This is a genomic window from Moraxella bovis, assembly GCF_025985205.1.
GTDB lineage: Bacteria > Pseudomonadota > Gammaproteobacteria > Pseudomonadales > Moraxellaceae > Moraxella > Moraxella bovis.
Window position 1 is genome coordinate 1985341 of the sequence record NZ_CP087840.1, and the last position, 22027, is coordinate 2007367.

The following is a 22027-nucleotide window of genomic DNA, read 5'->3' on the forward strand; positions in this document are numbered from 1 at the left end:
AGGGTTATTTGACAGATTGTGTGTCTTGATTGTCCGATTGACGTTCAGCAAGCCATTCTTCGGCGGTGTCATAGACGGCATTTTTCTCACGCTTACCCATCACGATGACAAACACCACCACTTTATCATCTTCAACTTGATACACAAGGCGATAACCTGCCGAGCGGAAGTTGATTTTGTATAAATTTTGTCCACCGCTTAGGCGATTGGCGATGATGTGCGGATTTTTTAGCACCTTAGCCAGTCTCTTTTTAAACTGCGTTTTTATGGTGTCGCCCAGTTTTTGCCATTCTTTTAAGGCTCGCTCGTCAAATTCTAATTCATACATTAATTCGCACATTAAAGCTCGTCCAAACTGACTTTGATGCGTGGGGCAGGATTATCAAGGCGTTCTTTGGCAAGGGCTAAAAGCTCACTGTCTTCATCGGTCAAAACCACCGTCTTAAAGGGTAATTTTTTGTGATAAGCCACATATTGCAAGGTTTGGCGGATAAGCTCAGACGGTGTCACGCCAAGTTCTTGCAGTACCAAAAATGATTGGGCTTTTAGGTCATCGTCCACACGAGCCACGATATTTGCCATAATATACCTATTTGTCTATAAATTTGTCAATATAATTATAACACAACTTTTTTATCTTTCAAGAATAACCATAAATTATCAATTTATAAAAATACATAAACTATTTTTAAAATTTTTGCCCTTTTTCTCACTTTTCATCTTGTCAAACGGTGCAAAACTGTGCATAATACCCCTTTGACCAAACCCAATAAATACAGGCAGGTATTATGTCTTTTTTAACCCACCATACAGAAATCGATGATGTGAATATTGAAAAAATCACACCCCTAATCACCCCCGCCGAACTAAAACGCACCTATCCCCTATCTAGCCAAGCATTTAGCACCGTGCTACACGGTCGCAAGGTCATCGAAGACATTTTGGATGGCATAGACAAGCGTATCCTAGTCGTGGTTGGCCCTTGCTCTATCCATGATGTCAATGCCGCCCATGAGTATGCGGACAAATTAAAAGTGTTGGCGGACGAGCTAAAAGACGAGCTATTTATCGTCATGCGTGTATACTTTGAAAAGCCACGCACCACCACAGGCTGGAAAGGACTTATCAATGACCCGAACATGGACGATAGTTTTGACATCGAAAAAGGACTTGGCATGGCTCGTAAGCTACTTTTGGAGCTTAACGAAAAAGGCTTACCCTGTGCCACCGAAGCCCTTGATCCTAACACCCCCCAATACATGCAAGATTTGATTAGCTGGTCGGCAATCGGAGCTAGAACCACCGAATCACAAACCCACCGTGAGATGTCAAGCGGTTTGTCTTGCCCTGTCGGTTTTAAAAACGGTACGGACGGCTCCATGACTGTGGCAGTAAACGCCATGCAAGCGGTCAGCTCAGGGCATAGCTTTTTGGGTCTATCATCGGACGGACAAGTGTCTATCATCAAATCCAAAGGCAATAAATACGCCCACGTTGTCTTGCGTGGTGGTAACGACCAGCCCAACTATGACGAAACCGCCATCGCAGCCGCCGAAAACGAGCTTGCCCGTGGCAAAACCAACGGCAAAATCATGGTAGACGCAAGCCATGCCAACTCTGGCAAAGACCCCTACTTACAGCCCATGGTTATCCAAAACATCGCAGGGCAAATCCAAAAAGGCAACAAATCTATCATGGGTCTCATGATTGAAAGCCACCTAAAAGGCGGTCGTCAAAATATCCCTGCCGACCTAAGCCAATTAGAATACGGCAAATCAGTTACGGACGGTTGCTTGGATTGGGATAGCACGGTTGATGTGTTACGTCAATTTGCCAAAGATGTCAAAGAGCATTTGCCAAATCGTTAAAACTGGCGGTAAAAACCTTAAATCCATAAATAAAGGCGGAGCGATTCGCCTTTATTGTTTCTATACCCTATAAAGACATTAGCCTAAAAAAGTAGACTCTGCAAAATGAAAAAGTGCTAAGGTTTTTCGTTCGTGGTGAGCTAAGTCGAACCATAATGGAAAACGACCCGCAGGCGTAACTCAGGGTGAACGGCTTGCGTGGTAGAATTCAATTTTGTTGGCTGTAGAATAAAGAGCAAACCAAAAGGGCTAAGTCCTGTGAACTACAGAATCTTAGTCCAATCGGGGTTGATACAACCACTTACAACAACCTAGCCTTTTATCTTATGTCTAAGATTTGGAGGTCGGTTCAATTGGGTGGTTTTGTCAAATACAACATTATTAAAATACATTACCCCACCCAAAATCACGCACTACCTTGCCAAATCCATCATCAAGCGGGGCGACCACCGTGATACGCTTGCCACTCATGTCATCAAATGCCAACGTATGAGCGTGCAAAAGTAGTCTTGATACGCCCGTAAACTCTGCCACCGCACGATTTTGGGCGGTGTCGCCATGAGTGGTATCGCCGACAATGGGGTGAAATAGGTGCATCATGTGCCGTCTTAATTGGTGTTTTCGCCCTGTAACTGGGATAAGTTTCATAAGGCTATACCGAGATGTGGCGTATCTATACACCGAGACAAAGGGCATTTCGCACGTTGCCAAATTCTCATAATCGGTTATGGCGGACTGTGGCTCTTTGTCGGCATTGGCAAATTTATCAGCGATTTTGTCAAGTTTGACCTTTAAGGGATAATCAATCCGCCCGCTGTCGAGCAAATACCCACGCACCACCGCCAGATACGACTTTTCTACCGTGTGCTTTTCAAATTGTAAAGATAATGTCCGTGCCACGTCTGACGACTTAGCAAATAATAGCACCCCTGATGTCGGGCGGTCTAGCCGATGAACAGGGAAAACGTGTTGCCCAAGCATATCACGCAAAACCGTCATCACAAACACTATCTCATGCTTGTCAAGCCATGAGCGATGAACAAGCATACCAGCAGGTTTGTTTACCGCCACCACGTCATCATCTTGATATAAAATTTGTAACATTTTGCCGTTTCCGATTTATTTAGCTTGCCTGATAGAGCGACTAGAGCAGTATTTTACCTTGCTACAACAAATAACGCCAGTTTATCTTGCAATTTATTCATCTTGCAAAATCACCCACCAAACCCCAATTTATTTTACTTTTACCCCCAAAAGCGTGTAAAATAGCACCTTTTAGACACATCACGCCCATGAAAGCCCTACTTGACTACATTCCCATCATTGTCTTTTTTTATCTGTATAAAACCACAGACAAGGACAATCCTGCCCACCCCCTACTGACCGCCATTGGGCTAACAGGGGGCGAGAGCAACAACCACATCATCGTGGCGACCGCAGGGCTGACCCTTGCCACGCTTGTCATATATGGTTTTTTGTTTGTCAGTCAAAAATTTCGTCTACAAAAACAGCAGATTTTTGTGCTACTGATGACCGTGGTATTTGGTGGGCTGACCCTTGCCTTGCGTGATGATTTTTATATTCGCCTAAAAGCGGTGCTGATTAATCTAGGCTTTGCTCTTGCCTTGTTTTTATCGCCATTTTTTTTGAGCGACAAAGAATCCGCCATTCAAAAACTGTTCGCTCCCATTTTTGACTTATCATCATCAGCATGGAAAAAACTTAATCTAGCATGGGCAGGATTTTTTGTACTGATGGCAAGTCTGCACGCCTTTTTTGCCTTTGTCTTTATGGGGGGCGAGTACTGGGGCGAGTTTACCGCCTTTGGCGATATTATCGTCATGATAAGCTTTATGGTCGGTATGTTTATTGTCCTGCGTAAACACATTAAGATAGATGAAACAGCAGTTAAAAAATAATTTAAAAGTGCTAAAATATGGCTTTACCTATGATTCATAGATATCCATAGATTTTATTTTAATTTATCAAAATAAAATTGATAAAAATATCTTGCAAACCCTATTCGTACCAAACAACCAAATCAAACAACACATTAATCCAAAATTAGGAAAACCCCCATGCCACTATTTGCCATTATCGGTCATGATGTTGCTGACAGCACCGCCAAACGTGCCGAGATTCGCCCTGCTCACATCGAGCGACTGACCGCCCTACACGCCCAAAACCGCCTTGTCATCGCAGGTCCCACACCCATCAATCACGGCGAACCTGCCATGAGCGGTAGCCTTATCATCGCCCATTTTGATGACATCGAGCAAGCCCGAGCATGGGCAAATGACGAGCCGTATTTGCATGGCGGTGTGTATAGCCATGTGGACATTCGCCCCTTTATCCAAGCCTTGCCTGCCGACAGTGACGCCTGAGAGTTACCATGAGAGTTGCCATCATTACCGCCTTGCTTGCCACCGCCTTACTGCCTGTGGTTAGTCTTGCTCAAACCGCCTCCAATGCGACATCTGGCACGCCCACCGCCAGCACCAATCGCAATGCCAGCGAGAGTGAGAACGCAGAGAGCCAAACCCCCGTTCCGCCACCGCCTGCCAGCCCGCACGACCCCAACGCTCCCACCATTGCCGAGCTAAACAGTCCCGACGATAATGAGCTGTCGCGTGCCAATACCGAGCTACTCGCCAAAAACAGCGAACTACAAGGGCGGATTGACGAGCTGACCACGCAGGTCAATGTGTTGGTTAATGAACGTAGTGGACAGTTGTTTCTATATGGCGTTATCAGCACCTTGGTGTCGTTCATCCTTGGCTTTATCCTAGCGTCACTCATCATGAAACGCAAATAAACCGACCTGACAGACCATGATACAGACCGCAGACATCACATGGCAAACCGACAGTTTGGGTAACATCACGCCCACATCCGAGCAGTTTGACGACATTTATTTTTCAAAAGCGGGCGGATTTGATGAGACCAATTATGTCTTTTTGCAAGGCAATGATTTGCCCCACCGCTTTGCCAATTTGGGCGAACATGAGCATTTTGTCATCATGGAGACAGGCTTTGGCACAGGGCTAAACTTTTTGGCAACCTGCCTACTTTGGCAACAAACCGCCCCGCCGTCCGCCCGTCTGTATTTTGTCAGTACCGAAAAATATCCGCTCTCTCATGCCGACCTAACCACCGCCCTATCGGCATGGCAGGATGAACAAACCGCCCCATTTATCAAGGATTTACTGGATAATTATCCGCTTGCCTTAACGGGGTGTCATCGCTTGCATGTTGGCAATATCACACTAGATTTATGGCTAGGCGATGCGTTGGATGGTTTCTGCAAAATGAGCGATGGACTTGCGGATGCTTGGTTCTTAGACGGTTTTGCCCCTGCCAAAAACAGCGAGTTGTGGTCAGACGAGATTTTTAACCAAATCAAACGCCTATCTAGACCTAACGCCACCCTTGCCACCTTTACCAGTAGTGGGGCGGTCAGACGAGCCTTAACCGCTATCGGCATGACTGTACAAAAAATCAAGGGCTTTGGACGTAAGCGTGAGATGATAACCGCCACTTTTGACGGCAAGCCCACGCCAAAATCTACCCCAAAAACCGCCATCATCATCGGAGCTGGCGTATCAGGACTCTTTACCGCCCATGCGTTGACACATCGTGGCGTAGAAGTTACTTTGATTGACAAAACCGCCCCACTATCAGGAGCTTCAGGCAACCCCAAAGCCCTATTCGCCCCTAAGCTCACCCAATTATCAGACGCTCCCAATCATCTGCCCACCGTCAGCTTTTTATATGCCGAGCGGATTTACAAAGCGTTTAATCAATCATCAAATGATGAGATATTCTCCCAAACAGGGGCGATAGATTTTTTATTACCCACGCAAAAATCACATGAAAAATTGGCTCATTTGGCAAACAGCTATCCTGATGAACTGATTGGCATTTTTAATGAAAATCTTAATTCAGACAATGCCGATTTTAATAAGCAACTCATCAATACCCACACGCCAAAAGCAGGTCTGATTGATACGCACAAATTGGCAGATTTTATTTTAGCCAATCCTTTAATCCAATTTAAACAGTTTCATGCCAAACACATCACAAAAGATAATGACACATGGACGGTAAAAAATAACGATAGAGAACTATCTGCCGACATCGTGGTCATTTGTGCAGGGTTTGAAAGTTATTTACTAAACAATGAGTTATTCAATCCCAGAAAAATCCGTGGGCAAGTCTCATGGCTTGATATTCGTCATATGTCTGATGAGTTAAAAGCCAAAATCGCCACCCCAATAAAATATGACGGCTATTGTGCCACTTTTGATAAAGACGGCACGCCCACCTTTTTAATGGGAGCAAGTTTTGTGCGTAATGATACCGATACATCGGTGCGTGATGACGAGCATGAGTTTAATTTGGATAAACTTCGCCAGAGCTTATCACGCCTTGTCGATGAGTTAAACATCAATATCAAGGACTTACACGGACGGGCAAGCATACGAGCCCAAACGCCTGATTATCATCCGCTAGTCGGAGAAATAGGCGGTCAAGTTGGCGGTAAAATGGGCAATCATGGACTATACACCGTCTATGGCATGGGATCAAAGGGGTTTAGTTTTGCTCCGATTTGTGGTGAGATTTTGGCAGGGTTGATTTTTGATGAGCCGTTGCCCGTCTCTCATATTTTATTGGATAAATTAAACCCAAACCGTCCACGCCTGCAAACACCGATTGACCAAAATAGATAAATTTACGCAAAAAACCGCCATGCTTCGACAAGCTCAGCACGAACGGTTTTTATAATTTTAAAAATACCATGATAAAAGCCCACACCCAAAACACGCACGACCACGCTTGCACCGTTGTCGCCCACAAAAATCACGAACCCACATCACGCACTTTTGTCATCGGCATTGATGAAGTGGGGCGGGGTTCACTGTTTGGGCAAATGACGGTTGGGGCGGTGATTTTGGATAATGATTTGACGGGCGAATTTGGGCAAATTGACCTGACAAATACGCCCCTTGCTCTTATCAACGACAGCAAAAAATTGTCCGAAAAAAAGCGGAATTTGGTCTTTGACCCAATTAAGCAAGCCTGCCAAAGCTATGTCATTATTGACATTCCTGCTTATGTGATTGATACGATTGACATTTATCAAGCGACTCTTTTGGGCATGAGACTTGCCATTGAAAATTTGATTGCATTAAATAACATCAGCAAAAATGACAATCTTATCATCGTGATAGACGGCAACGCTGCGCCCACCCTATCCGATGACTTTAGCGACTTTCAGCCGTGCATTCACACGCTCATCAAGGGCGACAGCCTTCACACGTCTATCGCTTGTGCCAGTATCCTTGCCAAGGTTCATCGTGATACTGTCATAAGCGACTATGCCAAGATTTATCCTGATTATGGACTAGACAAGCACAAAGGCTATGCCAGTAAAGCCCATACCACCGCCATTTATGAGCATGGGATATTGCCCGAGCATCGCAAAAGTTTTAATCCCATGCGGACGATATTGGCAAATCAGCTTTTTTAATCGCTTTAAAACAAATCATCCCTTTAAATTCTTATGCTGTTTTATCATCTTTTTTAACACCCGATTATTATCATCAAACCTACGACAGGCAGGACACATCAAAAGATGAAACTTTACCGTCATTTTTTGAGATAAAGTCAATGGTTCTTCTTGTGATAGACTCATAAGTTCAGTCATTTTTTGGCAATTCTTTAATCGTTTCATTGTATTCCCCCTAAACAAACCATTTTACCGACAAACACATTTGCAATCTTAATCTGGCTCTGTGCAATAACACATATAAATTTTGGCGAGTGATATTTAAGTTTTGACAAATCTCATCACTACCCAATTCTATATATTCTTTCATCAAAAAAACTTGTGCCTGCTCTTTGGGCAGATTCTCCAAACACAGTTCCAATACTTGCCAAAATTCATCATTTTCAGCTGTTTCATGCGGACTTGCCCAGCGATTATCAAAGGCATTTGGCGATGAACCGTTTTGCCAATGCCCAATATCATCAAACAGCATTGCCAAAAATTCTTCATCGCTATTTTCACTCATGTCGCTCATAACTTCACAATGTTTGTTTTGGCGGATAAAGTCGGCAATTTTATTTTTTAAAATGGCAAATACCCATGTTTTAAAGGCGGACTTTCCTTGAAAACTATCGGCGTATTTTAAAGCATTTAAGAGGGCATCTTGCACCACATCTTCGGCGTGCTGTTCGTGATTTAATTGGTTATACGCAAAAGCAAACATGGACTGATATATCTCGTCCATGCTTTTTTTATCAAATTGGCGTAATTGTATTTGGTGCATTTTTAAGTCAAAAAAACTTGAAATAAGACAAGGAAAACGAGCGAAGCTGTACAAATAGTACTGTGAGCGAGTTTGACACAGTACTATTTCAAAGTTGGCAGACTTTTGTTTATCCAAAAGTCCATGCTTATATAACGCCCTGCCCCATAAATAATTAGCACAAGCAACATGATAAAATAAGTCATGCCAAATTCTATGCCATTATTTAAAACCACAAAATTACCCGTTTCGGTCAGCCAATCATAATTGCCATGCGTTTGTAAGATTTCACGGGCTTTATTTAATCGCTCGCTCGCTTGTATGGAATTATCCAAACTTACCTGTCCCAATCCACCAAATAATTGGGCGATATTGGTCGCAGGGTCGGTTGGGGTAATGGCGTGCCAGCCGTTTTTTAAATGCACAAGAATCATCGCAACCGCCATTGTGATTGCCAATAACACGCCAAAAAAACGAGTCGCCACGCCGAGTAATAACGCCACACCACCAATCAATTCAGCAACAATCACCATAGCCACCCAAAAGGACGCAAATGGCAAACCAAGCCCCCAATCGGCATTACCAAACCACTGTGCCGTATCATCAAACGAACGGTATTTGGTTAGCCCTGCCATAATAAACACAGGGGCAAGATAAAGACGAATGGCGAATAATGGCAAAAAGTCCAATTTATTTAAATTTACAACAAATTTATTGTAATAAGCGTTGTATTCTTTTATCATAACTTACCTTATTTTTATTAAAAAGATTGGTTATAAAAAATTTGATTATCAATCATTGTATTGACCAAATCATCAAACGAAGTTTTGATATTATCAAAAATCTCATCATTTAATTCAAAGGTGTGTTGTAGCTCTGCCAATAACTCATTTGTATTTTGATAACATACCTCTTCATTTTGTTTTTCTTGCATAAAGGTTAGTATGATAAAGCTAAGCTGACTTATGGTCATAAATGCCGTTTTGAATGTACCGTCCACCACTTTACGATACACCACCAAAAAAGTCGGGTTTTTTTGACTGGGGGAAAATGCCACGCTAATATCCTGCACCGCCCATTCATAATATAAAATCTGGGCGGTATGATTGATAAAAATAGACTCATTTTGATACATTAAAATAGGCTTGGGATTATTGTTCGGTAGATTATCTACAAACAATTCCACCCATTCATAATGAGCAAACTCTGACAAATAAATGGGTAAATCAAATTTTGTCAAAACATCATCGGTCAAATAGCCGACAAATTGCTCGGTAATTTCACTAAAATACGGACTTGCCATATCGCCATGTTTTAAAAAATCTTTAATCAGATTTTGCCAAACCAATATGCCAAAATGCGTCTCAATAATACTGCGAGTAATGGGAAAGCATTGATTGACAAAGCCAGAGACATTATTATAAATCAGATTTTGATATAATTGCCCCACACGAGCAGGCACGGTATCGGTGTTATCGTGTTTTTGTTTGCGGATATAATCGCCAAATTCACGCTGAAAGATGCGTAACTTGGGTGCTTTATCAATCATCATTGTTATGCCATTTTATTAAATTATCATTAAAATAATTAGGCCAATTTAAATGTAGAATTATTTTTATGACGTTCTTGAATTTCCCGAATGAATTTAACTTCACAGGTAAGCTCGCTAAGTTCTGGGAAATTAAAATCACGCTCCAAACAAGTCGGAATATTATCTGCCGTTTTACTTGTTTTGGCAAATATCAAACCATAAGCGTCATTTAATAACGCCCAAACACGCTCCACCACACTATCGCCATGCGTATCCACAATCAAGCCGTCATCATCCACATAATGCCCAGCAACGTGCAAATAACACGTCCGCTCGAGCGGCAATTCACGCAAATATTGGTGTGGGTCAAAACCAAAGTTTTGGCTATTGACGAAAATATTATTCACATCTAAATGAAATAAACAATCAGCTTCTTTTACCACCGCAGAAATAAATTCACTGTCGGACATTTCACTTTGGGGCGGTAGATAATAATATGAGGCGTTTTCAATGCCGATTTGAGAGCCTAAAATATCTTGTACTTTTTCAATACGCTCGGCAACCCAAAATACCGCTTCTTCGGTGCAAGGAATAGGCAATAAATCATACAAATGCCCTTTGTCATCACTACACCAAGACAAATGCTCGGTAAATAAATTGATGTTATGCGACTTCATAAAATGCTTAATATTATTGACATGAGCCACGTCCAATTCTTTTGAACTGCCAATAGACAAAGAAAGTCCATGACAAATAAAAGAAAACCGCTCGCTATAAGCACGCAAGATATTTTCAAAACGTCCGCCCATAATTCCGTGGGAGTTTATCCAATTTTCAGGCGACACTTCAAAAAAATCAATCTGGCCTAATTGATGAATGGCATTGGCATCATCAAGAGACATTTGTGGCAATAACTCACGGCGAAAGCCAAGCCCTGCCCCGTGTAATGGTCTTTTATTTATCATGTCATTTTCCTAATTATTAGGGTTTGTTATCAACATGGCATTTGCAAGTGCTGATGCCCAAAATATGATAAATGGGGCAAAAATTCATAAAACCTGTTAATAACAGTACAAGCCCAAGAATTCCCCACCACGAGCCAAAATAAGTACCCAAGCCAATAATAACAACACCCAAAACAATTCGTACGATTTTATCAGGTTTACCAACATTGATTTTCATAAAACACCTCTTAACGATAGCCTTGTTGTTTTAGGTCTTCATAACCGCCGTGATTGGTAACATTGGTATAGCCCAATTTTAAGAGTTCTGTGCGAGCAACTTCGGCACGTCTACCACTTCGGCAATACAGATTAATAGGATTGTTTTTATTGGGCTCAATGGCAGAAATCTTTGATGCAATATCGCCAACAGGGATATTGACGCTATTTGACAAATGCCCCGCTTTATATTCTTCTGGGCTACGCACATCAATCCAAACGCCTTTTGGTTTTGGTTTGATTTGTGATTGAGTTTGGGTTTGAGATTTGGCATTGTTTTGTTTTGATGAGGTATTGGCAAAACTGTTACACGCAGTTAATCCCAAAATGCTAATTGCAATGGCAAGAGTGAGTTTTTTCATAAGACACCTTCTAAATTACACCAATTAAATTTATTTAAAACAATTAAAATTCGGCAAATAAATCATTTAATGATTCGCTAATGGTTGGGTGCGTAAAAATTTGCTCTTTAAAATAATCCGCTTTAACGCCATTATCCATTGCCAATTTAAATAAATTGATAATCTCATGGCTATTTTCACAAAACAACGTAACGCCCAAAATCTCGTTATTGTCTTTATCCACAATCGCTTTTAATAAGCCTCTGGTATTGCCTGTGATTTTGGCTTTGACAATGGCTTGGGCGGGCAAGGTTGCCACTTGGTAATTTTTGCCACTGTCTTTGGCTTGTTTTTCGCTCAGTCCAATTTGTGATAAAGGCGGTGTGATAAAAACACTCGTTGGGAAGGTGTGGCGGTCGGCTCTGTGGCGTGTGCCGTTCCCAAACAAATCATCCGCCACAATGCGATAATCATCAAGCGAGATGTAGGTAAACTGCGGTGAACCTGCGACATCGCCCATCGCCCAAATGTGGTCGGTGGCTTTTAGTTTGTCATCGCACACCACATAGCCACGCTCGCTTAGCTGTACGCTTGTGTTTTGTAGGTTTAGACCATCTGTGTTAGGTCGTCTGCCAATGGCGACAAGCACAGCATCAGCGTCAAGGGTCATCTTATCGGTGATGACTTGGGTATGCTCTGTTAGGTGTTTAAATTCTTGGACATCTTGCCCTAAATGCACCGTAATGCCACGCTCATTTAATAGGTCAAGCACAATCGCACGCACGTCATCATCAACGTTTGGCAAAAAGCTGTCAAATTTTTCAACAATGCTCACTTGACTGCCAAAAGCGTGATACATAAAGGCAAATTCAAGGGCGATAAAGCCTGCACCCACGATAACCAGTCGCTTGGGGGCGGTCGCTTGGCTGTCGCCTAAGTTTAAAAGCCCCGTGCTGTCATAAACACGCTCGCCGTCCACGCCTGCAATCGGTGGCATAATGGGGGTCGTGCCTGTGTTGATAAAAATCCGCTCGGCACGCACCGTCTCGCCTGTAGATAGGGCAACAGTGTTGTCATCAACAAAGCTCGCTTGTGCAGTGATGACGGTTACATTTGGTAAATCATTGATTTTGTTAAAATTAGCTTCACGCAAGGCAGAGATGAGTTTGTCCTTGTCCTGCATGGCAACGGCAAAACTGTCTGTTTTGGCTTCATGAATCAGTTTTTTTGACGGAATACAGCCCACGTTAATACACGTTCCGCCATACATTTTGTCCGATTGCTCAACCAAAATGGTACGCTCGCCGTGTTTGTCAAACAGCCCTGCCAGCGTTTTGCCTGCTTTACCAAAGCCGATGATTAAGTTTTTGGTTTGTATCATCTTTTTTCTCCAATTTATTTACCAAAATCATTAGGGTATGACAAGGTTATGAAAAATTCCCAAAACCTTGTCATGCAAGCCTAAACCGCTATTTATTTGTTACCGCCACAACTGGCATTAGCGTTTTTGTCGGTGCTTGCCCCACAACTGGCAGTTGCTGATTTGTCGGCGGTAGCAGTAGTGGTGTTCGCCCCACAACCTGCATTGGCTGATTTATCGGTCATGGTGGCACTGCACCCTGCTTCGCCACATTTACCCTCACCGCATTTGCCTTCGGCAGTTTTGGTAGCGGTAGCGGTGTTAGGCTCGGCAGTAGCAGGCTGGGCAGGCTCGGCATTTTGGTAGCCTTGCTCCATAGGCTGTGCTTCTACCTTTTCTTCTTTACAAGCAGTAAGTCCTGTGGCAAGTAGGGTTGCTACGGCAAGACCTGTGATTTTACGGTTAAGATTTGACATGATAAACTCCAATTAAACATCATAAACCATTTTATGATACACCTTAGACGGATGTGGGGCAAATATCTTACAAAAAATTTGAAAAATTTTTAAAAATTGTTGTCATACCCCTTATGTTTTAGGTGCAAACGTATTTTGGCACGCTCTTTTTTATGGCGTGTTTTGGGGTTGTCTTTATCATGAACACCACCCTTTTTTAATAAAGGGTTTAAGGCGGTTTGGTTGCGTACTTTAATCGCACTTGGGTAAATTGGGTGATTTGCCAATTTTTCGCCAAGTTTGATAAGCTCTTTTTGGTTTTTCATATTATTTTCCTATGTTGGACTAAATCAAAATATATTTTAGAATTTGGACGTATAAGGGTAATTTATTCGCCCCAAAATCCAAATTTAACACAGGGCAAATGTAATTTGCCCCTGCACTTATTTTCCAAAATGACAAATAAAAAATCATTCATCACCCTTTAATACACATCACCTGTTTTAAGGTGTGCACCACCTCCACCAAATCGGTTTGGTTTGCCATGACCTCATCAATATCTTTATACGCCTGTGGAATCTCGTCCAGCACGCCCTTATCTTTACGACATTCGATACCGTCCGTCTGAGCAACCAAATCCGCCAAGCCAAACTCACGCACCGCACGCCCCCTGCTCATTTTTCGCCCTGCCCCGTGCGAACACGAACAAAAACTCTCGCTATTGCCACGCCCACGCACGATATAGGATTTTGCCCCCATAGAGCCGGGGATAATGCCAAGCTCGCCCTCATAGGCACTAATCGCCCCCTTGCGAGTTACATAGACCGAACTGCCAAAATGCGTCTCACGGCTGACATAGTTGTGATGACAGTTTATCGCCTCTTTGGTTATGGTAAAGCGGGGAAATTGTGCGTCTTTGCTTTGTAAGGCTTTGATAATGAGTCTCATCATCTCCTTGCGGTTTTCGGTCGCATAGTCCTGAGCCCAGCCCACCGCCTCAATATAATCGTCAAAAAACGGCGTACCCTGTGCCAAATACGACAGCTCACGGTCAGGAATATAACCAAAACACGTCTCATTCATCTTTTTGGCAAGACTGATAAAATGCTCGCCAATGCACGAGCCAATCCCACGAGAACCAGAGTGAAGCATAATCCACACGTCATCATTCTCGTCCACGCACAGCTCAATAAAGTGATTGCCACCGCCCAACGTGCCAAGCTGTTTTGCCCACGTTTTGTCAAAGTTACTCATCATTTTCAATAAGCCCTTGTGCTTATCGGTAATTTTTTTGAGACGAATGGCAAGCGGGTCAAGCGTACTCATTTTTGCCATGATTTGCTTGTGCTTTTCAAAGCCGACAGGGACGTGTTTTTCAATGGCAAGGCGGGCAGGTTTTAGGTTGTCGGGCAACTGCTCCGCCTTGATAGACAGGCGTAGGGCGTTCATGCCACAGCCAATATCCACGCCCACCGCAGACGGAATGATTGCCGATTTGGTCGGAATCACGCTCCCCACAGTCGCCCCCTTGCCTGCATGAACGTCAGGCATGACGGCGATATGGCTATGGATAAATTGTAGCTGGCTCATTGCGTAGAGCTGATTTAACGCCTTTTGCTCCACGTCTTTGGTAAAGATTTTGACAGGCACGCCATTGTTGCCATTTTCATTTAAAATAAGTCCGATACTCATAAAATTATTTCTCTTTTGGGTTGGTTTGGGGATTTAGATAAAGGAGCATTAACATTAGCACAAATTTATGATATGTAGGTGTAGGGACGTGCTGAGCACGTCCAATAAAATCGTTATATCATCAAGGGTGTGTGCAACACGCCCCTACAAAGCCTGTGATAAATATTAATTTCATTAGGTGTATTTAAAAATACCAAATTTTTGATATAAAAATGCCCAACCAAAAATCATTCAATTTTTAGCTAATTAAATAAACACAAATTAAAAAGACAATACTTCCCCAATCATTTTTAAATATAAAAATGACAAATAAAAGACAATATTTTGGGAAAGGAAAACCGTCAAAACTGATAAAGCAGTTTATCAATTTTTAAGACTTAAGACAAATCTTAGCGATTTTTTGGACAAATTTTAGACAATAAAAAACGGTGAAAGCCTTGTAGATTAAGGCTTGCCACCGTCTTTATGTGTTTGGCTTGATATAAGACTTATATCAAAAATGATTTGCCCAAACAGTCAAAACGGCTGGTCTTTTTTGAATTAAAAAGATTGTAAGATACAGACATTGTTTTACTCCTATTGCTGTTTGGGTGAATGAAATACACCAAGCATATTTGGTGCGTGAATGTGTATATGATAAGCGATAAAAATAAAAAGTCAAGGGATTTTTAAATTTTTTTGTTATTGACAATGAATTTTCTTTTGAATGACGTATGGGACTTTTTAAACGATATATCTTGTTAAAATCGCCCGATTCTCATCAAACGCATTTAGGGCATTTATCATCATCACTTTTTCGTATTGCCAAATGTCATTTTTATCAATATTTGCCAAATGAACTTTTTGAGCTTCCAATAAATACGCTCGCTGAGTGCCTTGTAATAATGGTGTATCAGGTGTGTACCAGTGATTGTCTTTTAAAAATAATAAATTTCCAATAGAACAATCCGTAACCAAGCCGTTTTTTATAATTATAATTTCATCACAATCGCCCTTTTGGTATAATAACTGATTTAATAAATTTCTATTATCATATTTATAAGCATAATCTATACTATCGCATTCTACTATTTTAAAAGATTGAATGGATTTTGGGGTGTAATCAAAATATTCTACTTTTATGCTATATTTATCATAAGTAACACGACAACGGATAAATTTATTGTTAAATTCATCAGGCACACAAATTATATCGGCAATATCATCAATCATGCTTTGACAATGTAAAAATAACTGCCCCCGTTTAAATCGTCTATTATGATAATCCAGATTTAAAATATGTCCGTTATTTATGGCAAGCGTCTCAAAAAGCATGACTAATCCGGTTTTTTCCATTTAATTTCAACTGCCGTCATCTCGCCCACAACCGTTTGTTTTAGGTCTCGTGCCATGTCAAATTTAGTCGGCGATGTGGGGATATGCACCGCCATAAGCTCGGCTTGGGTCTGTGGATAGCGTGGGTTTTGGGCAGGTTTGGCATAGCCGTGCGGATATATGGGAGAGCCGTTTGATAGGTCGTATTTGTCGCTCGCCCCAAAAGCGTGCAGGCTTTCGTGGGCGATGACCACGTTGTTATTGGCGGTTTTTTTGTCCATGCCAAACAAATTGACCACGCCAATACGTCCATTTTGTAGGGCGGTAGAAGTTTCAGTGATGATTTTTTTGTCAGGGCTATGATACTGCAAAAACAACCGCAAATTGGTCGGCACGCCAACGTCATGGGCGTTTTTGTAGGCATAATAGCGAAATTTTAAACTCCAAATAATCGCGTCCGTAATTCCGCCATTTCTTGGCACCACAGGGGGCATGGCTTTGACTTCTTGCCCTAGCCGATAATAAAAACTGGCGTTTTGACCGTATTTTTTACTCTCAGCATTGAGATAAGTCTCTATTTCTTTAAAATCGCTATCAGATAGACTTGCGATATATTTGGCAACTTCTGGCGAATTATCCACGTTAATGGGATAAATGGCGACATAAACAGGCTTTTGCCAATCGTGATTTTTATCACGAAAGCTATTGATAGCGACAATAAGCAAAATGCACAGTAGGATAAGAATGCGGATATTTTTGAACATAAGATTTTATTAAATTAAGCGTAAACCGCCCGAATTAACCCATTGATGATTTGTCTGTCTTTGGTATTTTTGGGCAGGTTTGCCAATATATCAATGACATCATCATCAAATAATTCTTTAATTTGAGTGTCTTTTAATACTTTTGATTGCTCTTGGGATTTATTGGCATGATACCGCTCTAATATCGCTGGCATAACATTATCTTTGGCAGTTACAACAAAATCCGCCACTTCAATTTCTTTTATGGGTTTATCTTGCATTTTGGTACTCCCTAAGTTGTGTGTTGACAGGTTTAAATACTGTGATGATTGTAATTTCATCATCAGATGTTTGTACCCATGCCACTACCAATAGTCTGCCTTGATTTGACATACCAACAGTACGCATACGCAATTCATCATAATCAAAGCGACTATCAATATTGGTTAATTGATAAGGGTCATCAAATACCGAAACCACTTCATCAAAACTCACTTCTGTATTATCATACACCAATTTAAATTTATTGTCATTCCAATAAAAATAAATCCCATGCTTAAATAATATTGGCATTACTTTCTCTTCTTATCCCGTTTCTTAAACTCAGCAATACGTTTACGCTCACGCATGACTTTGGCTTTATTTTTGATGACGGGATTTTTTTTGCCTTCGTATGGGTTGGCGTTTTGTTTAAATTCTACGTGCAGGGGCGTGCCTTCTAATTTAAACACGTCCCGATACACATTTTCAAGATAACGCTGATAACTTTTTGGCAAACTGCTCGTTTGGTTGCCGTGAATGACGATGACAGGCGGATTATGCCCACCTAAATGAGCATAGCGAAGTTTGATACGGCGACCGCCCACCATTGGCGGTTGATGAGCCTCCACCGCATCCTGCAAAATCTGCGTAAGACGAGACGTGGACACCTTAAACATGGACGCATCGTACGCCTTATGGATAGACGGATACAGATTGCCCACGCCATTGCCATATAAGGCGGAAATCAGATGAATCTTGACCCACGGAATAAAGTGAAAACGTCTGTCCATTTCAATTTTGACAATGTCTTTTTGGTCTTGGGTGAGATTGTCCCATTTGTTAATGGCAATCACAATCGCCCGACCTGCGTCCAGAGCATAGCCTAACATATGCAAATCTTGATCAACGATACCTTCGTGTGCGTCAATCACCAGCACAACCACATTGGCATCTTTGATAGCTTGTAAGGTCTTGATAACACTAAATTTTTCTACTTTTTCATCAATCCGCCCACGCCGTCTCACGCCTGCGGTATCAATGAGTGTGTATTGGCGACCTTCTCGATCAAAGGGAATATAAATGCTGTCTCTTGTCGTACCTGGCATATCAAACACCACAACACGCTCCTCGCCAAGCAAGCGATTGACCAGCGTGGATTTACCGACATTGGGTCTGCCGATAATCGCCAGTTTCAAGCCGTCTGTCTCGGGATTTTCGGCGACTATCTCGGGCATATCGGCAGTGATGATTTCAAGCAGACTCGTTACGCCCTTGCCGTGGCTGGCACTTGTCGGAATTGGCTCGCCAAAACCCAAACCAAAAAACTCAGCAATGGACGCTTCGTGTACGCCGTCTGTTTTGTTAGTTACCAAAAAGACAGGCTTACCCAGCGTGTGCAAAAACTTGGCAATCTCCTCATCGCTTGGGGTTAGTCCTGCCCGTGCGTCCACGACAAACACGACCATGTCCGCCTCATGAATGGCGGTGTACGACTGTGTTGCCATATAGTCATCAATGTTGCCCTTGCCGTCATCAGCCTCGCCAATACCGCCGGTGTCAATGACGATAAAGGATTTATTTTCAAAAAACACATCGCCATATTGGCGGTCTCGGGTCAGCCCTGCTAGGTCAGCGACTAGGGCTTGGCGGGATTTGGTGAATTGGTTAAACAGCGTGGATTTGCCGACATTGGGGCGACCTATCAGGGCGACTACAGGTTTTAGGGACATGGTGTTCTCGGATTGTTATTTTATAAAACTTACTATTTTAACATAAAATTGAGAGGGTATGGTATTTATTGATTTTGCTTACGCCAAACAAAGAACATCACTACATATACGAATGGCGATCAATAAGGTATAATAAGCCATTTAGAGACATTAAAGGAGCAAAAATGACCGACAAACACATTCATCATTCACATCATGACGATACTCTTTTGACCCTAAGCCACGCCCAAGCGATAGTGATTGCCATCAGTGCCATTATCATTTTGGGCGTTACGATGATAGCATGGGGCTTTGTGCCACATTTGTCCTTGCTTTTGGTGATATTGGGTCTGCTTATGTTTGGGTTTAGTCGGCGTATCGCCTTTGATGATATGCAAGAGCGTATGATAAAGGGCGTATCCACAGGCATGGGGGCGATTTATCTGTTCTCGTTCATTGGGCTATTGGTGTCCGCTCTTATGATGAGTGGGGCGATTCCAACTTTGATTTATTATGGCTTTAATGTCTTGTCGCCCCAGATGTTTTATTTGTCCGCCTTTATCTTGGCAAGTGTGATTGGCGTGGCATTAGGTAGTGGATTTACCACTTGTGCGACTGTGGGCGTGGCGTTTTTGGGCATGACCGAAGCCTTTAACGCCAATCCTGCCATCGTCGCAGGGGCGGTGGTCTCGGGGGCGTTGTTTGGCGATAAGATGTCGCCTTTGTCCGACACAACAAGCATTGCCGCCAGTATCGTAGGCATTGACCTATTTGACCACATCAAAAACATGATGTACACCACCATTCCTGCGTGGCTTATCTCGGCGGTGGTGTTTTTTGTGTTATCAGGCGATGGCGGTGCGGACTTGGCGGACGTGGCGGTGTTGCAGGATAGTCTTGTGGCAAGTGGTTTGGTGCATGGCTATGCCCTTATCCCCTTTGTCGTGCTGATTGCCCTTGCTGTCATGCGAGTGAACGCCATTTATGCCATATCGGCAACCATTGCCGTGTCGCTTATCATCACTTATATCCATAGCTCGCCAAGTCTTGCTGAGCTTGGCGGGTGGTTTTTTACAGGGTATAAATCTGCCGAAGGCTTGGAGCTTGGAGATGTAGGGCGATTGGTGTCAAGGGGCGGTTTGGAAAGTATGTTTTTTAGCCAGCTTCTTGTGATTTTGGCATTGAGCTTGGGCGGACTCTTGCACGCTTTGGGGGTGTTGCCTGCTTTGTTGTCCGCCATTCGTCATCTTTTGACTCGTGCCAGTCGTGCGGTATTGACAGCGTCTTTGACGGCATTTGGGGTCAATTTTTTGGTGGGTGAGCAGTATTTGAGCCTATTGTTATCGGGCAATACCTTTGCCCCTGAGTTCAAACGCTTAGGCTTGCACCCCAAAAACTTGGCTCGCACGATAGAAGATTCAGGCACAGTCATCAATCCTCTGGTACCGTGGGGTGTGTATGGGGTGTTTTTGACAGGGGTATTTGGCATGCCTGTGCTGGACTATGTGCCGTATGCAGTGTTTTGTTATGGTTGTTTATTTTTGACGCTCTTTTTTGGGTTTACAGGAATCACGATTACAAGGGTTGAACCGACACAGGAGACATGATGAAACTTTATACCTATTTTCGCTCATCGGCAAGCTATCGGGTGCAGATTGCCTTGCACCTAAAAGACTTGGCGTTTGACAGTATGCCAATTCACCTGGTCAAAAGGGAGTAGGGCATGGCAGAGTATCTTGCCAAAAACCCCCAAGGGCTCATCCCTGTTCTTCACGTGGGCGGTCGCATCATCACACAGTCGCTTGCGATTTTGGATTATTTAGAAAATGCCTATCCTGCCACACCCCTACTACCCCAAGACCCCCTTGACCGTGCAAGTGTGTGGGCGGTGTACCAGATGATAGCGTGCGACACGCACCCGCTTAATAATTTAAAGATGCTAAAATACCTACAACAACGCCTAAATATTGGCGATGATGACAAGCAGGCGTGGTATGCCCATTGGATACATGAAAACTTTGCTCCGCTTGAAAAACTGCTCCAAAAGACGGCAGGCAACTGCTGTTTTGGCGATACGCCCACGCTTGCCGACTGTGTGCTAATACCGCAGGTGTACAATGCCAAACGCTTTGGGATGGATTTGTCCGCCTATCCAACCATTACCGCCATTCATGAGTATTGCAATACTTTGCCTGCCTTTGTTAAGGCACATCCGAGCGAGCAGATGGATTGCGATGTTTAGAGAATACGGACTTTTTAGCATATTGCCAATACTAAAACTCTTAAATAAATCAGAACAATCGCACTACCCCTTACCAAACAACAACTGTTCAAGATAAGACTTATTCTGTGAAGCTCTCATTTTACTGCGTTTCACAGAGAGTTTAGCATCCCCATTGACTCGAATTAAGTTTAATGCGGTACGAGTCGGTAATGCTTTATTTGTTTTTTCATTACGTTCAAGACTTTTTTGGTCATCTTCACTAAAGATAACATCTAACACCCTAACGGCGTTCAGTGGTCACCTTATCTTTAACATCACGAATGGATTCTACCATGACCACTGCATGAAGGTTAGTCCAATCATCTTTACCTGATAACCAATCAAGTTGTGTTGATGTCGCATAACATCTTGTCTCAATACGACCGTGGTCTTTTTCGACAGTCTGTATGCTGGTCATGTTGTTATTATTAAGCTTGCTGTTTAACCACAGTACGATGTCTTCATACAAAGTTTTGTGGTTTTGCTTTAAGGCAAAGATGTACTTGGCTTTTGCTTTAATGATTTGTTTGCTGATGTCTTTTTGACAGTAAATGGCATCGGCTGTCACTATACTACCGCTGATGTCAATGAGTTTTAACAGTTGGGGTAATGTGCTAATTTCGTTGTTTTTATCAGCAATGTCAACTTGAGCAAGAATGAGTTTGGTTTGACTGGCAAAGGCGGTAACAAGCTGTAATGCGTTGTCATTTTTGTAGCCACCTTGGATGAATTTACCATCAATGGCGATGTGTGGATGATTGGCTTGGGTTTGATTTATCCACTCACTAAAGTATCGACTAAGTTCATCTTTGTTAAGGCGTTTAAAGACATTGCCAAAGGTGTCATGTGAGGGTATGCCATGAGTTAAGTCAAAAAATGTGGCAAACCATGTTTTGTTTTCACTGCCAAAGTCTTCTATGTCTACCTAGTCATGATAACCACAGATAACTGCGGTTAAA

Annotated in this window: 28 protein-coding genes and 1 pseudogene; 8 read left to right on the forward strand and 21 right to left on the reverse strand. The window is 42.6% G+C overall.

Annotation, left to right across the window (positions count from 1 at the left end):
* Positions 1-4: 4 nt before the first annotated feature.
* A complete protein-coding gene (locus LP107_RS10025) occupies positions 5-340 on the reverse strand; it encodes a type II toxin-antitoxin system RelE family toxin (protein WP_078275234.1) in 336 nt (111 codons plus the stop codon).
* The gene (locus LP107_RS10030; protein ID WP_078275235.1) at positions 340-582 is read right to left on the reverse strand and encodes a type II toxin-antitoxin system RelB/DinJ family antitoxin; all 243 of its coding nucleotides are present in this window, start codon (positions 580-582) and stop codon (positions 340-342) included. The genes LP107_RS10025 and LP107_RS10030 overlap by 1 nt, the downstream gene beginning before the upstream one ends.
* A 206-nt stretch (positions 583-788) precedes the next feature.
* Here LP107_RS10030 and LP107_RS10035 point away from each other — a divergent pair, with 206 nt between their 5' ends.
* The gene (locus LP107_RS10035) at positions 789-1868 is read left to right on the forward strand and encodes a 3-deoxy-7-phosphoheptulonate synthase (RefSeq protein ID WP_029103111.1); all 1080 of its coding nucleotides are present in this window, start codon (positions 789-791) and stop codon (positions 1866-1868) included.
* Between the two features lie 381 nt (positions 1869-2249).
* On the opposite strand, the gene truC is transcribed toward LP107_RS10035, so the two are convergent.
* Positions 2250-2972 carry a tRNA pseudouridine(65) synthase TruC gene (gene truC / locus LP107_RS10040; RefSeq protein ID WP_078275236.1) on the reverse strand — a complete coding sequence of 241 codons (723 nt, stop codon included), beginning with the start codon at positions 2970-2972 and terminating at the stop codon, positions 2250-2252.
* Between the two features lie 188 nt (positions 2973-3160).
* Here truC and LP107_RS10045 point away from each other — a divergent pair, with 188 nt between their 5' ends.
* The 5 genes from LP107_RS10045 to LP107_RS10065 all read left to right on the forward strand — a co-directional run bounded on the left by LP107_RS10045 (position 3161) and on the right by LP107_RS10065 (position 7398).
* On the forward strand, positions 3161-3787 hold the full coding sequence (locus LP107_RS10045; RefSeq protein ID WP_078275237.1) for an inner membrane-spanning protein YciB: 627 nt from the start codon (positions 3161-3163) through the stop codon (positions 3785-3787).
* Positions 3788-3946: 159 nt separating this feature from the next.
* The gene (locus LP107_RS10050) at positions 3947-4252 is read left to right on the forward strand and encodes a YciI family protein (protein ID WP_078275238.1); all 306 of its coding nucleotides are present in this window, start codon (positions 3947-3949) and stop codon (positions 4250-4252) included.
* Between the two features lie 8 nt (positions 4253-4260).
* Positions 4261-4683 carry an SH3 domain-containing protein gene (locus LP107_RS10055; RefSeq protein ID WP_078275239.1) on the forward strand — a complete coding sequence of 141 codons (423 nt, stop codon included), beginning with the start codon at positions 4261-4263 and terminating at the stop codon, positions 4681-4683.
* Positions 4684-4699: 16 nt separating this feature from the next.
* Positions 4700-6598, forward strand: coding sequence for a bifunctional tRNA (5-methylaminomethyl-2-thiouridine)(34)-methyltransferase MnmC2/FAD-dependent 5-carboxymethylaminomethyl-2-thiouridine(34) oxidoreductase MnmC1 (gene mnmC, locus LP107_RS10060; RefSeq protein ID WP_078275240.1), 1899 nt, complete (start codon positions 4700-4702; stop codon positions 6596-6598).
* A gap of 68 nt (positions 6599-6666) precedes the next feature.
* Positions 6667-7398 (forward strand): ribonuclease HII, encoded by a 732-nt coding sequence (locus LP107_RS10065; protein ID WP_078275241.1) that lies wholly within the window; start codon positions 6667-6669, stop codon positions 7396-7398.
* Positions 7399-7413: 15 nt separating this feature from the next.
* Here LP107_RS10065 and LP107_RS14495 read toward each other — a convergent pair whose 3' ends face one another.
* The 16 genes from LP107_RS14495 to der form a co-directional block, all read right to left on the reverse strand.
* On the reverse strand, positions 7414-7602 hold the full coding sequence (locus tag LP107_RS14495; RefSeq protein WP_078275242.1) for a zf-HC2 domain-containing protein: 189 nt from the start codon (positions 7600-7602) through the stop codon (positions 7414-7416).
* Between the two features lie 10 nt (positions 7603-7612).
* Positions 7613-8200 (reverse strand): sigma-70 family RNA polymerase sigma factor, encoded by a 588-nt coding sequence (locus LP107_RS10070; protein ID WP_078275243.1) that lies wholly within the window; start codon positions 8198-8200, stop codon positions 7613-7615.
* A gap of 83 nt (positions 8201-8283) precedes the next feature.
* Positions 8284-8922, reverse strand: a complete 639-nt coding sequence (locus LP107_RS10075; protein ID WP_078275244.1) for an HvfX family Cu-binding RiPP maturation protein — start codon at positions 8920-8922, stop codon at positions 8284-8286.
* Between the two features lie 17 nt (positions 8923-8939).
* On the reverse strand, positions 8940-9731 hold the full coding sequence (locus tag LP107_RS10080; protein WP_046701166.1) for an HvfC family RiPP maturation protein: 792 nt from the start codon (positions 9729-9731) through the stop codon (positions 8940-8942).
* A gap of 35 nt (positions 9732-9766) precedes the next feature.
* Positions 9767-10675 (reverse strand): HvfB family MNIO-type RiPP peptide maturase, encoded by a 909-nt coding sequence (locus tag LP107_RS10085; protein ID WP_046701167.1) that lies wholly within the window; start codon positions 10673-10675, stop codon positions 9767-9769.
* A 16-nt stretch (positions 10676-10691) separates the two neighbouring features.
* A complete protein-coding gene (locus LP107_RS10090) occupies positions 10692-10892 on the reverse strand; it encodes a YgaP family membrane protein (RefSeq protein ID WP_046700115.1) in 201 nt (66 codons plus the stop codon).
* A 10-nt stretch (positions 10893-10902) separates the two neighbouring features.
* On the reverse strand, positions 10903-11292 hold the full coding sequence (locus tag LP107_RS10095; RefSeq protein WP_112741952.1) for a rhodanese-like domain-containing protein: 390 nt from the start codon (positions 11290-11292) through the stop codon (positions 10903-10905).
* A 43-nt stretch (positions 11293-11335) separates the two neighbouring features.
* Positions 11336-12652, reverse strand: a complete 1317-nt coding sequence (locus tag LP107_RS10100) for an FAD-dependent oxidoreductase (RefSeq protein ID WP_228157787.1) — start codon at positions 12650-12652, stop codon at positions 11336-11338.
* Between the two features lie 92 nt (positions 12653-12744).
* A complete protein-coding gene (locus tag LP107_RS10105; protein WP_078275246.1) occupies positions 12745-13107 on the reverse strand; it encodes an HvfA family oxazolone/thioamide-modified RiPP metallophore in 363 nt (120 codons plus the stop codon).
* An 89-nt stretch (positions 13108-13196) separates the two neighbouring features.
* A complete protein-coding gene (locus LP107_RS10110) occupies positions 13197-13412 on the reverse strand; it encodes a hypothetical protein (protein ID WP_051225941.1) in 216 nt (71 codons plus the stop codon).
* Positions 13413-13563: 151 nt separating this feature from the next.
* Positions 13564-14778, reverse strand: coding sequence for an RtcB family protein (locus LP107_RS10115; protein WP_078275247.1), 1215 nt, complete (start codon positions 14776-14778; stop codon positions 13564-13566).
* 723 nt (positions 14779-15501) lie between these two features.
* Positions 15502-16113, reverse strand: coding sequence for an aminotransferase class IV family protein (locus LP107_RS10120; protein ID WP_264717726.1), 612 nt, complete (start codon positions 16111-16113; stop codon positions 15502-15504).
* On the reverse strand, positions 16095-16856 hold the full coding sequence (locus tag LP107_RS10125) for a hypothetical protein (RefSeq protein WP_112741950.1): 762 nt from the start codon (positions 16854-16856) through the stop codon (positions 16095-16097). Before LP107_RS10125 ends, LP107_RS10120 begins: the two co-directional genes overlap by 19 nt.
* A 14-nt stretch (positions 16857-16870) precedes the next feature.
* Complete coding sequence (locus tag LP107_RS10130) at positions 16871-17116, reverse strand: hypothetical protein (RefSeq protein ID WP_112741949.1); 246 nt, start codon at positions 17114-17116, stop codon at positions 16871-16873.
* Positions 17106-17408: a BrnT family toxin gene (locus LP107_RS10135; RefSeq protein ID WP_112741948.1), complete on the reverse strand. Its 303-nt coding sequence runs from the start codon at positions 17406-17408 to the stop codon at positions 17106-17108. Before LP107_RS10135 ends, LP107_RS10130 begins: the two co-directional genes overlap by 11 nt.
* Positions 17408-18826: a ribosome biogenesis GTPase Der gene (der, locus tag LP107_RS10140; RefSeq protein ID WP_112741947.1), complete on the reverse strand. Its 1419-nt coding sequence runs from the start codon at positions 18824-18826 to the stop codon at positions 17408-17410. The genes LP107_RS10135 and der overlap by 1 nt, the downstream gene beginning before the upstream one ends.
* Positions 18827-18990: 164 nt before the next feature.
* Between der and LP107_RS10145 the strand changes: the two genes are divergently transcribed.
* Together LP107_RS10145 and maiA are read left to right on the forward strand one after the other, a co-directional pair.
* Positions 18991-20412 (forward strand): Na+/H+ antiporter NhaC family protein, encoded by a 1422-nt coding sequence (locus LP107_RS10145; protein WP_112741946.1) that lies wholly within the window; start codon positions 18991-18993, stop codon positions 20410-20412.
* Positions 20412-21047: pseudogene (gene maiA / locus LP107_RS10150) on the forward strand (maleylacetoacetate isomerase). Before LP107_RS10145 ends, maiA begins: the two are co-directional and overlap by 1 nt.
* Positions 21048-21110: 63 nt before the next feature.
* Here the strand turns inward: maiA and LP107_RS10155 are convergent.
* Together LP107_RS10155 and LP107_RS10160 are read right to left on the reverse strand one after the other, a co-directional pair.
* On the reverse strand, positions 21111-21308 hold the full coding sequence (locus LP107_RS10155; protein WP_078274757.1) for a hypothetical protein: 198 nt from the start codon (positions 21306-21308) through the stop codon (positions 21111-21113).
* 1 nt (position 21309) lies between these two features.
* A complete protein-coding gene (locus LP107_RS10160; protein ID WP_264676328.1) occupies positions 21310-21987 on the reverse strand; it encodes an ISAs1 family transposase in 678 nt (225 codons plus the stop codon).
* Positions 21988-22027 lie beyond the last annotated feature (40 nt).

Bases quoted from the DNA above. Each gene is read 5' to 3' on its own strand.
- LP107_RS10025 (WP_078275234.1), bottom strand. From the start codon at position 340: ATGTGCGAATTAATGTATGAATTAGAATTTGACGAGCGAGCCTTAAAA.
- LP107_RS10030 (WP_078275235.1), bottom strand. From the start codon at position 582: ATGGCAAATATCGTGGCTCGTGTGGACGATGACCTAAAAGCCCAATCA.
- LP107_RS10035 (WP_029103111.1), top strand. From the start codon at position 789: ATGTCTTTTTTAACCCACCATACAGAAATCGATGATGTGAATATTGAA.
- truC (WP_078275236.1), bottom strand. From the start codon at position 2,972: ATGTTACAAATTTTATATCAAGATGATGACGTGGTGGCGGTAAACAAA.
- LP107_RS10045 (WP_078275237.1), top strand. From the start codon at position 3,161: ATGAAAGCCCTACTTGACTACATTCCCATCATTGTCTTTTTTTATCTG.
- LP107_RS10050 (WP_078275238.1), top strand. From the start codon at position 3,947: ATGCCACTATTTGCCATTATCGGTCATGATGTTGCTGACAGCACCGCC.
- LP107_RS10055 (WP_078275239.1), top strand. From the start codon at position 4,261: ATGAGAGTTGCCATCATTACCGCCTTGCTTGCCACCGCCTTACTGCCT.
- mnmC (WP_078275240.1), top strand. From the start codon at position 4,700: ATGATACAGACCGCAGACATCACATGGCAAACCGACAGTTTGGGTAAC.
- LP107_RS10065 (WP_078275241.1), top strand. From the start codon at position 6,667: ATGATAAAAGCCCACACCCAAAACACGCACGACCACGCTTGCACCGTT.
- LP107_RS14495 (WP_078275242.1), bottom strand. From the start codon at position 7,602: ATGAAACGATTAAAGAATTGCCAAAAAATGACTGAACTTATGAGTCTA.
- LP107_RS10070 (WP_078275243.1), bottom strand. From the start codon at position 8,200: ATGCACCAAATACAATTACGCCAATTTGATAAAAAAAGCATGGACGAG.
- LP107_RS10075 (WP_078275244.1), bottom strand. From the start codon at position 8,922: ATGATAAAAGAATACAACGCTTATTACAATAAATTTGTTGTAAATTTA.
- LP107_RS10080 (WP_046701166.1), bottom strand. From the start codon at position 9,731: ATGATGATTGATAAAGCACCCAAGTTACGCATCTTTCAGCGTGAATTT.
- LP107_RS10085 (WP_046701167.1), bottom strand. From the start codon at position 10,675: ATGATAAATAAAAGACCATTACACGGGGCAGGGCTTGGCTTTCGCCGT.
- LP107_RS10090 (WP_046700115.1), bottom strand. From the start codon at position 10,892: ATGAAAATCAATGTTGGTAAACCTGATAAAATCGTACGAATTGTTTTG.
- LP107_RS10095 (WP_112741952.1), bottom strand. From the start codon at position 11,292: ATGAAAAAACTCACTCTTGCCATTGCAATTAGCATTTTGGGATTAACT.
- LP107_RS10100 (WP_228157787.1), bottom strand. From the start codon at position 12,652: ATGATACAAACCAAAAACTTAATCATCGGCTTTGGTAAAGCAGGCAAA.
- LP107_RS10105 (WP_078275246.1), bottom strand. From the start codon at position 13,107: ATGTCAAATCTTAACCGTAAAATCACAGGTCTTGCCGTAGCAACCCTA.
- LP107_RS10110 (WP_051225941.1), bottom strand. From the start codon at position 13,412: ATGAAAAACCAAAAAGAGCTTATCAAACTTGGCGAAAAATTGGCAAAT.
- LP107_RS10115 (WP_078275247.1), bottom strand. From the start codon at position 14,778: ATGAGTATCGGACTTATTTTAAATGAAAATGGCAACAATGGCGTGCCT.
- LP107_RS10120 (WP_264717726.1), bottom strand. From the start codon at position 16,113: ATGGAAAAAACCGGATTAGTCATGCTTTTTGAGACGCTTGCCATAAAT.
- LP107_RS10125 (WP_112741950.1), bottom strand. From the start codon at position 16,856: ATGTTCAAAAATATCCGCATTCTTATCCTACTGTGCATTTTGCTTATT.
- LP107_RS10130 (WP_112741949.1), bottom strand. From the start codon at position 17,116: ATGCAAGATAAACCCATAAAAGAAATTGAAGTGGCGGATTTTGTTGTA.
- LP107_RS10135 (WP_112741948.1), bottom strand. From the start codon at position 17,408: ATGCCAATATTATTTAAGCATGGGATTTATTTTTATTGGAATGACAAT.
- der (WP_112741947.1), bottom strand. From the start codon at position 18,826: ATGTCCCTAAAACCTGTAGTCGCCCTGATAGGTCGCCCCAATGTCGGC.
- LP107_RS10145 (WP_112741946.1), top strand. From the start codon at position 18,991: ATGACCGACAAACACATTCATCATTCACATCATGACGATACTCTTTTG.